This window comes from Pseudomonas sp. UBA7500 (genome assembly GCF_002478435.1).
Classification (GTDB): Bacteria; Pseudomonadota; Gammaproteobacteria; order Pseudomonadales; family Pseudomonadaceae; genus Aquipseudomonas; species Aquipseudomonas palmensis.
On record NZ_DLNW01000047.1, the window covers coordinates 142,172 to 152,105 of the forward strand.

The following is a 9,934-nucleotide window of genomic DNA, read 5'->3' on the forward strand; positions in this document are numbered from 1 at the left end:
AATGGTTCGCATCGGGTGGGCTGATCAATACTCTTCAAGGCGTGGTGAGCACTGCAATGGCCGCTGTCAGCGGAGTTTACGGAGGATGGTGTGAGTTCCATTGATATTGCGGTTGAGAGAGCTCCAGAGGGGCTAATTGACGCCACGATTTACAAGCGCCGTCGAGCGCTTTTTTCGCTGTTTTTCATCATCGGTCTTTGCATGGCGACATGGGTGTCCCGCACACCAGATATTCGGGACAGCCTCTCTGCCACAACCGCAGAAATGGGGATGGTGCTGTTCGGGCTTTCCTTGGGCTCGATCATTGGCGTGTTAAGCGCTGCGGTACTGGTTCGGCACTTCGGAACCAAACCCATCGTATCGTTTGGGGTGTCATCAGTTGTTTTGAGTTTATCGATCATGGCAGTGGGTGCGTCACTTTCCATTGCCCTGGTTGTGGCGGCAGGCTTGTTTGCCTTCGGGCTCGGCATGGCAACCGCCGAAATTGCTCTCAACATAGAGGGAGCGAATGTCGAGCAGATCATTCGACGATCAGTGCTGACGCAACTGCACGGCTTTTTCAGCTTCGGGACGTTTCTAGGGGCTGTATGCGGAATAGCGCTCACTGCAATGAAGTTTCCCGTGGCCCTGCATCTGCTTTGCGCGGTGGGAGTGGGCATGGTGATCGCGGCTACTGCCTTGGGACACATCCGACCGGGACTTGGCAGGCGACCGGTGGCGGGGCAGGGGAACTCGACGGCTGAATCACCCAGCCTGGCTTTGCACTTGAAAGATGTTCGGCTGCTGTTGATCTGCATCCTTGTGCTCGCAATTGCACTGGCTGAAGGGGCGGCGAGCGACTGGCTGCCGCTGTTGATGGTGGATGGCCATGGCTACAGCGGCGCTGCCAGCTCGATCGTCTATGCCGGTTTTACCGCCGTGATGACCATAGGGCGATTTGCTGGAAGCTACTTCATCGAGCGTTTTGGTCGTGATCGCGTGTTGCGGGCCTGCCTGGGGCTAGGCGTGGCGGGCCTGGCAGGTGTGATCTTCATCAACCACCCGATACTTGCCGGGCTTGCAGCGTTGCTCTGGGGGCTTGGCGTCTCCATCGGATTCCCGATTGGTATTTCTGTCGCGGGTGATACGCCCAATGATCCGGAGGCTCGCGTGTCGATTGCCTCAACGGCGGCCTATTTCGCGTTTCTGGTCGGTCCCCCGATGCTTGGTTTTTTGGGAGAGCACTTCGGGTTGCGAATGGCGATGACTCCGGTTCTTGCGATGTTGACGATCGTGTTCTTCCTGGTTCCAGCGGTTCGTTCCCGCAGCCGTACATAGTGTTCGGTGTCATCCGGTTTGTTGAGGTGCAAAAGTGCGTGTAAGTCTGAATGGAGAAAACTTCAATCTCCCCTTGGATGCGACGGTTGAGAGACTGATCGAGCTTCTTGGGCTTTCCAATCGGCGCATAGCTGTCGAGCTCAATCAGGATATCGTTCCTCGAAGCCTTTATTCGATTACCGAGATTTGCGAAGGCGACAGGCTTGAGGTGGTGCACGCCATCGGCGGGGGTTGAGCGAGCGTGCAACTGTTCAGGCGATTAGTCGAGGCGAGCGAGCAGATGGCTGCTATACCCGCTGCAGCTGGCCGCAGCCATGAAGCATGCGGTGATAGACGCTTGACTGGCCCATCTGGCAGACCGGATGCCTCGAAATCCGTACACCAGTGCGTCACCTGCGATGAACATGCCAATCACTGACCGGGGCTTGTGCTCCGTAGTCGACGCGTTCCAGCGTTAAAGCACAGTTAGGCGTGTGCCAATCACGTCATGGGCGGCTCCAGCAACGTTGCTAAATCACACGCAACCCCTCTAGTTCGGGGGGCTGCGGCGTGCCGTGCTGGGGGACTCACTTAGTGCGTCAGTGTGCGTCGCCTTTGGAGGGGGCTGCGAAATTGAGCTCGAAAGCCGTAGTGCAAATACTGGCACCACTAGCGTTGCTTCATGGGCCCGAGATGAGCCTGTGGGTAGAGGTTGGAGGTTCAGCCCTGTGACGCATCAGTTAGCTGCCTGTTACGTGATTAGTGAGGCTAAGAACAAGATGGAAACAAAACCTGATGTCATTGTAATAGGCAGCGGGGTCGGTGGCGGGGCCACTGCCCGTCGTCTGGCTGAGAATGGTGTGAATGTGCTCATCCTTGAGCGCGGCGACTGGGTTCCTCGCGAGCAGGACAACTGGAGTGTGTCTTCGGTCTTCTTCGAAAAGAAGTACACCGCGCACGACACCTGGCTGGACGCCAAGGGCGAAGCGTTTCGCCCGAGCATCTATTACAACGTAGGGGGTTGCACCAAGTTCTATGGTGCATCGCTGATCCGTTTCCGTGAGAAAGATTTCGACGACCTGCTTCACGTTGAAGGCCTGTCGCCAGCCTGGCCCTATCGCTACAAGGACATCGAGCCTTACTACCAGGAAGCCGAGGAGATCTTCAACGTTCACGGCGACGACACGGACGATCCAAGCGCGCCCTGGCGTAGCCAGGCCTACCCGTACCCTGCGATGGCCACCGAGCCCGTCGTCGCCAAGATGGCGAAATCGATGCGCGAGTACGGCGCACGCACTTCGGCACTTCCGTTGGGCCTGAATCACTTTGAAGGTGGCAATTGCATACGCTGCAAGACCTGTGACGGCTTTCCTTGCCGCGTAGGTGCCAAGAGCGAAGCTGAGACGGCCTTGATTCAGCCAGCTTTGGCCACCGGGCGAGTGACACTGTCGACCAATACGCTTGTTCAACGCCTGCTGCTTTCCGAGGACGGCAAGCAGGTGACAGGCGTTGAGGTCATGCGTAGCGGCAAGGTCGAGGTGCTGACTGCGAAACTGATCGTCGTGGCATGCGGTGCGATCAACAGTGCTGCGCTTTTGCTCAGGTCGGCCTGTGCCCAGGCGCCAGACGGTGTGGCGAACAGCTCTGGGGTGGTAGGCCGCAACTACATGGCGCACAACCAGACGGCGCTCATGGGCCTCTCGTTGAAAGAGAACGACACGGTGTTCCAAAAGACGCTTCAGATGAACGAGTTCTACTTTGGCGCTGATGACTACTCGTTCCCGTTGGGACACGCCCAGATGCTGGGCAAGCTTCAAGGTGGGATGCTCTCCGCCAATGTGCCATACCTGCCGAAGATCGTGGGCGTGACAATGGCGAAGCACAGTATCGATTGGATTGCATTTACTGAAGATCTGCCTGATCCAAACAACCGGGTGCTGTGGAAGGATGGAAAGGTCCAGCTCGACATCCGTCGTAACAATCTCAAGCCGCATAAAGTCCTGGTTAAGAAGTTGGCGTCGCTGATTAGGTTGAGTGGCTATCCGGTTGTACTGACCAAGCCGTTGTTGAAGCACTCCACTTCGCACCAGTGCGGAACTGTGAAGTTTGGCAATGACCCGGCGACGTCGGCGTTGGACCAATATTGCCGCAGCCACGATCAAGACAATCTTTTCGTGATTGATGCTTCGTTCATGCCGTCGTCTGCCGCTGTCAACCCGGCGTTGACCATCGCAGCGAATGCCTTCCGGGCTGCCGATCACATGCTGAAAAAAGATTTCGGCATCGATGTCACCAAACAGCCCGCAGAAGCCAAGGCCAAGGCCTTGATCTATGGAGCCGCCGTGAGGCGTTAAGCGTTCCGCCAGCGCCGCTCTGGCGTGAATGCAGAACTGATGTGTGCGACCAGCTCGCAGTAGCTTTTATTTAATAATGAGGAACAGCAAATGGCTGATACAAAAAAGAAAATGACCGGCGGCGAAATCATTGTCGAATACTTGATCCGCGAAAAAGTGCCTTACGTATTCGGCATTCCTGGTCATGGTAATACTGCGCTGCTCGACGCTTTTGTTGATCGCAAAGACGAAATCACACTTGTTCCTGCTATGCACGAGCAAGGCGCTTCGCACATGGCCGACGGCTACTACCGTGCGACCGGCCAGATCGCCGCAGTCTGCGCATCGATCGGCCCAGGTGCCACCAACACACTGACCGGCATCGCCACAGCGTTCGCCGACTCCCTGCCGCAATTGGTCATCAGCGGCGGTGTGCACACCTACATGATGGGTAAAGGCGTTCTACAGGAGCTGGATCGTCCGCATCCGGACAACTTCCCACGTATGGCCGAGCCGGTGGTCAAGCGCTGGTGGCAGCCAAGCCATGTTGATCAGATCCCTGGTGTAATGACCCAGGCCTTCAACGTCATGCTGGAAGGTCGTCGTGGCCCGGCGCTGATCAACATGCCGCAGGATCTGCAAGCCGAAGAGGCCGCAATTGATCTGCCAGCACCCCAGACTCACCGTTCTCACGGTCGTCTGCATGGCGACCCCGTCGACATCGCAAACGCGGTCAAGCTGTTGCTTTGCGCCCAGCGCCCGGTGATTGTCGCCGGTGGGGGGGTAATTGCTGCCAATGCCAGCCCTGACCTGGTTGCCATTGCAGAACACGTCGGCGCCGCTGTAACCACTTCCTTCATGGGTAAAGGCTCCATCCCTGAAGACCACCCGCTGTACGCGTGGCCGTGTGGTGACCTGGGTTCGATCCCGGGTAATGCCATGACCCGTGAAGCGGACGTCATTCTGGCCGTTGGCTGCCGCTTCAGCGACCGTATCACCTCGTCGTATCGTCCAGGTGTGACCTTCGATATTCCGAAGACCAAGTTGATTCAGATCGACATCGATGGCTTCGAGATCGGCAAGAACTACCCAGCTGAAATCGGTATCGTGGGCGATGCCGGTGCCATCCTGAACGCCTTGCTGGCAGGCCTGCGTGAGGCTGCACCGGCCAAGGACTACACCAGCGATCCTCAGTTCCTGCGCCTGCAGGAACTGAAGGCGAAGTGGGAAGAGCACCTGCATCCGCTGCGTACCTGCAACCACTCGCCGATGAGCGTATCCCAGGTGCTTTTCGAGGCACGCAAGGTACTGCCACGCGATACTGTGGTCGTTACCGACTCCAGCAACCCGCAAAACCAGGTCTTCAACGAGTTTCCGGTATATGGGCCTAAGCAGCACATCACCCCGGGTGGTTTCTCCGGTATCGGCTTCGCTGTACCAGCCGCAATCGGCGCCCAGATGGGCCTGCCAAACCAGCACGTTGTAGCGGTGTGCGGTGATGGTGCCTTCCTGCAGACCGGGCAGGAGCTGGCGACTGCAGTGATGATGGGGGTTCCGGCGATCTTCCTCATCATCAACAACGGCGGTTGGGGTGCTATTCGCAACCTGCAGCTGAACATGTTCGGTGAGGACCGCGAAATCATCACCAACTTCAGCAAGCCAGACGGCAGCAGCTACATGGCCAACATCGCAGATTTCGCCAAGTCGCTCGGTGCACAAGCCGAACGCGTTGAAGATCCTGCACAAATCGGCGCTGCGCTCAAGCGCGCCATGGCATCCGGTCAGCCGTACCTGGTTGAGGCCATTTGTTCCATCGAGCGTCCGTACAGCAACATGCACCCGACTGGCTGGTGGGACATTACTGTTCCCGCCTACCTGGGTGACCTGCGCGACGAGTACGTCAAGAACCGCGGCTTCTAAGCCGTCTTGTAGTACGGGCCGGGCCGCTTCGGCGGCCTGTGTCTTATCACCGTCAGAATCCATAAAGATTAGAACTTCGCTTTTATGACGCGCGCAATGCGTGTCACGTGCTGCCAATCCGAATTAATGACAAGAAAAAAGGAAATGGTATGAATCTCGGTAAGCGTATTTGCTTGGCCGTTCCGGTCTTATTCAGTGTGTCTGCGGCGTCAGAAGCAGTGCAGTTTAGCGGCTATATGCGTAGTGGGGTAGGTGGGGCAACGTCGGGGGGCACGCAATCCTGTTTTCAATTGCCCGGCGCACCTTCAAAGTATCGTTTGGGTAACGAATGTGAACAGTATATAGAACTTGATTTGCGGCAAGATGTCCTGACGCTCGATGACGGTTCTGTTGTCAGTCTTGAGGGCATGGCTCAGTTATACAATGCGTATGGACATTCACTGGATTTTACCGGCGACTACGGCTATGCCAGGATGAACCAGATGTACACCGAGTGGAGCAATGTCAGTTTCTTGAACGGTGGTTCGCTCTGGGCGGGTCGTCGTTTCTATAAGCGCAATGATATCCATATCTCGGACTTCTATTATTGGGATCAAAGCGCTACCGGCGCAGGTCTCGAAAACTTCGAATACGACGGCTTGAAATACAGCTACGCATTCTCGCGAAAAGACAGCGTGTTCCAGAAGAACGATGTCAGTCGGCACGACTTCAACGTAAGTGGCTTTCGCTCCAACCCCAATGGTCACCTTGAGTTCGGCGTCAGCTTTCTTGACAAGCCGAGCAGAGACGACAGCAACAGTGGTTGGGCCGTGACCGCGCAGCACAAGCAGGATGCGTTTCTGGGTGGGGTCAATACCGTCGCGTTGCAATACGGTGAAGGGCCAGGAACCGGCTTGGGCAACACCGGTGACGTCACCCTGGATCGTACTAATCGCAGTTGGCGGGCGGTCGAGTACTTTGACTGGAAAATGTCAGAAAAGTGGAGCGGGCAGGTTCAGGCGGTATATCAGAAAGATATCCGGGAAGATGGTGGAAGCCAAGAGTGGACATCCGTGGGTGTGCGCCCCATCTATGCAATCACGAACCAATTCAAAATTGTTACAGAAATCGGGCGAGATCAGATAGAGGCTTCGGATGGCACCCGCAAGCTGACGAAATTCACTGTCGCGCCGACCTGGTCGCCTAAAGGCCCAGGCTTCTGGGATCGACCTGAAATCAGATTCTATTACACCTACGCCTGGTGGAACGATGTTGCCCAGCGTGCAGCTGATGCCATTGCAGAAGGATCAGCCTTGTCTACCACGGGGCCGTTTGGAGGTGCTAATCATGGTAGTAACTTTGGTGCGCAAGTAGAATATTGGTGGGAATGATGATGGTGTGGCCGCTGGCTAGTTGGTAAACGGCCGCGAGCAGACTGCATGTTTATAACCCATTTGCTTTTGAAGATTGAGGATGACCACATGGAAACTAACATTCAGCGCCCATTGCAGTTCTCGGACGAGTTTGTAGAAAGTTATCTTGTTGAGAACGTCAGGAATTTTACCGTGGCAGGGGGTGTCGTGGTGAACCTCGACCATGAGCCCATGCACATCGGCGGCCCGGTACCGAGTGTAATCCCAGGGTGGAAGTCGGCCACCTTGTTCAACGGCATCATTACCAGCGCCAAGCGCGTCGCGGTCTTGCGTGTTCAATCCGAAACCAATCTGGGCGGGCTGGTTTTTGGAGAATGGGATTGGTTCGGCAACCGCTTTGCCAAATTCCCTCGTACGACTCCGCTGTACATCTCTCGTTATGACCACGTGGGGTCGGTGAAGCTTGATCCGTTCGTCTTCGCCAATCAGCGTGAAGAGGCATCTGATGTCCGGGATTACAACGTTCGCATCAACCTGTGGTGGGCGCCGACAGGTACTGATTGCTACATGCATAACGAGCACCCCTTTCTGGAAATCCATACTCAGATCCATGGGGTAGGGCGCATCCAGAAGTTTGTGGACCGTGACGAGAGCACGCTCTACGAGCAGATCGTCATGGCGCCTGGCTACACCCATGACCCGTTCTCTCATGTTGAAGAGAACGGCCTTCCGACGTACCCATGGCACCGTTACTACTCCGATTCGGACTGCATCTGGCTGGCTATCGAGTTCCACCCGGAGTGTTGATCAGGTTTGGATCGTGTGCACCTGACTGTTGATTCAGATGAGATCTCCCCATGAGAAGGCGCCGGCGACTGGCATGGTGTGGGGAGGAGCAAGGAGCCTACATCGGTGCAGCGCATCGATGCAGGACCGGCTGAGCGACCGTGTTGAGCTCCAAGGCAATCGCCAGGCCGAATGATGAGCATGTCTAGGTCATGAAGCAGTATGCCGGCAGTACGAAACATCACGAGACATCACATACATGAACTTACCAACGCTACACATGATTTAACATAATATACATTATGCGTACTACCGTATCCTCCGCTCAAGACTACGCCAGGCCAGATTTCAACCCTGAGCCCCCCGTGCTTTCCCACCACGAATCGCTTTGCGGCATACTCACAAGCTTTGTACCGCTTGCACGCACTTCAAGGGACGACATGGTAAGAACATTTAGTACGCCGAACCAACCTTGACCCCAAACCTGGAAGTAATCGCGTTTTCTTGAGGTCTAGGCTCCATAGGGTTCACTTTACTTCTCGCTTCATACGTTTTTCTCGGAATCACTTCGGCACGCTTGTCAACCGTTCAATGTCTCTGCGTGACCATCCTAGATTTGAATCATCCTGAGAAAGCGCTTGGATACGTTGAGAAAGTCATTCAGGAATCGACGCTTGTAAATTTGCTTCCATGTTTCATGAAACCACGCTTCGTTAAACATGCCGAAGAAATCGGACAAATGGTTCTAAAAGTTTGCTGGAAGCGAACATGGATGCTTGGCATCAAGGAAGTAATCTGAGATGCATGGCATCAAATCTGAGGCGCAGTACCTTTAATATTTAATGCGTCAAACTCCAATATAGCCCTTAATTACCGCATGCCGAGTTCAGGTGGATAATCAGGTCATCGAGGATACATTTTTTGCCATCCCACCAAGCGGATCGACGCCATTGGGTAGGCTGGACACCCCTCGCACCTTTCGATTTAGCTTGCCGATATCGCCGCCACTGCGGTCTAGCCGTCCTGCGTCCTAGATTCTGAGCAGAGCCCACGCCAACATCGATTACAGCAGCCATTTGGAGATTTCTACCGCTATTAAATGGCTCCTTACAGAATTCATCGTCCAGGTTTCCGTTATCCTTCGCCGCTGCATCGTACTAACATGGGGTTCAAAGCATGGCCTCCATATAACTCGACTAAATATTCATTTAGTTGAGTTGGGCGATAATGCTTCATTGAGATAGATCTCAAGGTTTCATCTGAGGCTCAGACCCCACCGGCTCTGATCTTTCTATCACGCCCTCTTTGTCCTCCGCATTCAGCAGCGCAATGATTTCGCTCGGACTAAACCCGTACTGAAGTGCTAAGTGATCGAGCTCCCCAAGAAACCTTAAGCAATCCGCCACTCCCGGATCCTCCATCAGCTCGCAGGACAAACGATAACGCAGCCCGATGTCCTGATTCAGCTCGATCAGCCGGCCTAGCTTCTGATGGATCGTTTTGCCTTGGCTCTCACCCATCTTCATGCCCCCCTCTCTACCCGGGCCTCACCCTCGATCAGGCTGAAGATGTGCCTCAGACGCGATACGGTTAGGTTCGGTGCAAGCTCTAGATCTCCCCTCAACATCAGCAGCTCCACCACATCCTGAGAGGTAAATCCGAATTTTTGCATCAGCCCCTGAAGCTTTCCGTAGAATTCCACGTCCTGCGCATAGCCTGGATCCTGCTGGAGCGTATCAATCCGTTGCTTGAGCGTTTCGATCTGCTTTTCTGCGAGGCGGATGCCGACTAAACCGTGTGGTGAGGGGCTCATAAGGACTCCGATGCTTGACCTTCGTGATCCGATAGGGAGAGTGTACTGCGCCACCCTCCCCCCTAGTACCGCCCGTCCGATTCAAAATCCAGATTGTTGCAACCTTGGTAACTCAGACCTGGCGTTAAAACGGGGCTGCAATAGATTTTTACAGATCTCGGTACAATGCCGAAAATCCGTAGGCGCCCTGCAATATTTGTGGCTCCAACCAAGGACTGCTTTAAGCATATATTGAAAGAGAAAAACTGCTCAGAAATTGGCCCCAGGTGCCGGGGGGCCGAAAATTCAGCTCCCTCAGCGATGACACCCCACCAGGCCTGAGCCGCATGTCTTGATCGCTCGCAGACCCGTGCGGTTGCGAGAGATCGTCTATGCCAATGATTGACCTTTGACGTTCTTGGTTGCTATGCCGAGCCATCGTTGCACCGGTCAAG

8 protein-coding genes are annotated in these 9,934 nt (G+C 55.1%); 6 read left to right on the forward strand and 2 right to left on the reverse strand.

Annotated elements, in window-relative coordinates; genetic code table 11:
• Positions 1–90 precede the first annotated feature (90 nt).
• From B4I46_RS19810 to B4I46_RS19835, 6 genes are all read left to right on the forward strand, one after another.
• Entirely contained in the window at positions 91–1,317 is a 1,227-nt protein-coding gene (locus B4I46_RS19810) for an MFS transporter (protein ID WP_286901452.1), read from the forward strand.
• A 34-nt stretch (positions 1,318–1,351) separates the two neighbouring features.
• Entirely contained in the window at positions 1,352–1,552 is a 201-nt protein-coding gene (thiS, locus tag B4I46_RS19815; RefSeq protein WP_116053986.1) for a sulfur carrier protein ThiS, read from the forward strand.
• Between the two features lie 523 nt (positions 1,553–2,075).
• Positions 2,076–3,650, forward strand: coding sequence for a GMC family oxidoreductase (locus B4I46_RS19820; RefSeq protein ID WP_080922810.1), 1,575 nt, complete (start codon positions 2,076–2,078; stop codon positions 3,648–3,650).
• Between the two features lie 90 nt (positions 3,651–3,740).
• The gene (locus tag B4I46_RS19825) at positions 3,741–5,549 is read left to right on the forward strand and encodes a thiamine pyrophosphate-binding protein (RefSeq protein ID WP_168186847.1); all 1,809 of its coding nucleotides are present in this window, start codon (positions 3,741–3,743) and stop codon (positions 5,547–5,549) included.
• A 236-nt stretch (positions 5,550–5,785) separates the two neighbouring features.
• Positions 5,786–6,919: a maltoporin gene (locus B4I46_RS19830; RefSeq protein ID WP_286901610.1), complete on the forward strand. Its 1,134-nt coding sequence runs from the start codon at positions 5,786–5,788 to the stop codon at positions 6,917–6,919.
• A 90-nt stretch (positions 6,920–7,009) separates the two neighbouring features.
• Positions 7,010–7,708, forward strand: coding sequence for a hypothetical protein (locus tag B4I46_RS19835; protein WP_286901456.1), 699 nt, complete (start codon positions 7,010–7,012; stop codon positions 7,706–7,708).
• A gap of 1,226 nt (positions 7,709–8,934) precedes the next feature.
• On the opposite strand, the gene B4I46_RS19840 is transcribed toward B4I46_RS19835, so the two are convergent.
• Both B4I46_RS19840 and B4I46_RS19845 read right to left on the reverse strand, forming a co-directional pair.
• A complete protein-coding gene (locus tag B4I46_RS19840; protein WP_286901458.1) occupies positions 8,935–9,213 on the reverse strand; it encodes a hypothetical protein in 279 nt (92 codons plus the stop codon).
• Entirely contained in the window at positions 9,210–9,500 is a 291-nt protein-coding gene (locus B4I46_RS19845) for a hypothetical protein (RefSeq protein WP_076384741.1), read from the reverse strand. The genes B4I46_RS19840 and B4I46_RS19845 overlap by 4 nt, the downstream gene beginning before the upstream one ends.
• Positions 9,501–9,934: the final 434 nt, after the last annotated feature.

Excerpts from the sequence above, each read along its gene's own strand:
- B4I46_RS19820 (WP_080922810.1), top strand. The coding sequence starts at position 2,076 with ATGGAAACAAAACCTGATGTCATTGTAATAGGCAGCGGGGTCGGTGGC.
- B4I46_RS19825 (WP_168186847.1), top strand. The coding sequence starts at position 3,741 with ATGGCTGATACAAAAAAGAAAATGACCGGCGGCGAAATCATTGTCGAA.
- B4I46_RS19830 (WP_286901610.1), top strand. The coding sequence starts at position 5,786 with ATGCGTAGTGGGGTAGGTGGGGCAACGTCGGGGGGCACGCAATCCTGT.
- B4I46_RS19835 (WP_286901456.1), top strand. The coding sequence starts at position 7,010 with ATGGAAACTAACATTCAGCGCCCATTGCAGTTCTCGGACGAGTTTGTA.
- B4I46_RS19840 (WP_286901458.1), bottom strand. The coding sequence starts at position 9,213 with ATGAAGATGGGTGAGAGCCAAGGCAAAACGATCCATCAGAAGCTAGGC.
- B4I46_RS19845 (WP_076384741.1), bottom strand. The coding sequence starts at position 9,500 with ATGAGCCCCTCACCACACGGTTTAGTCGGCATCCGCCTCGCAGAAAAG.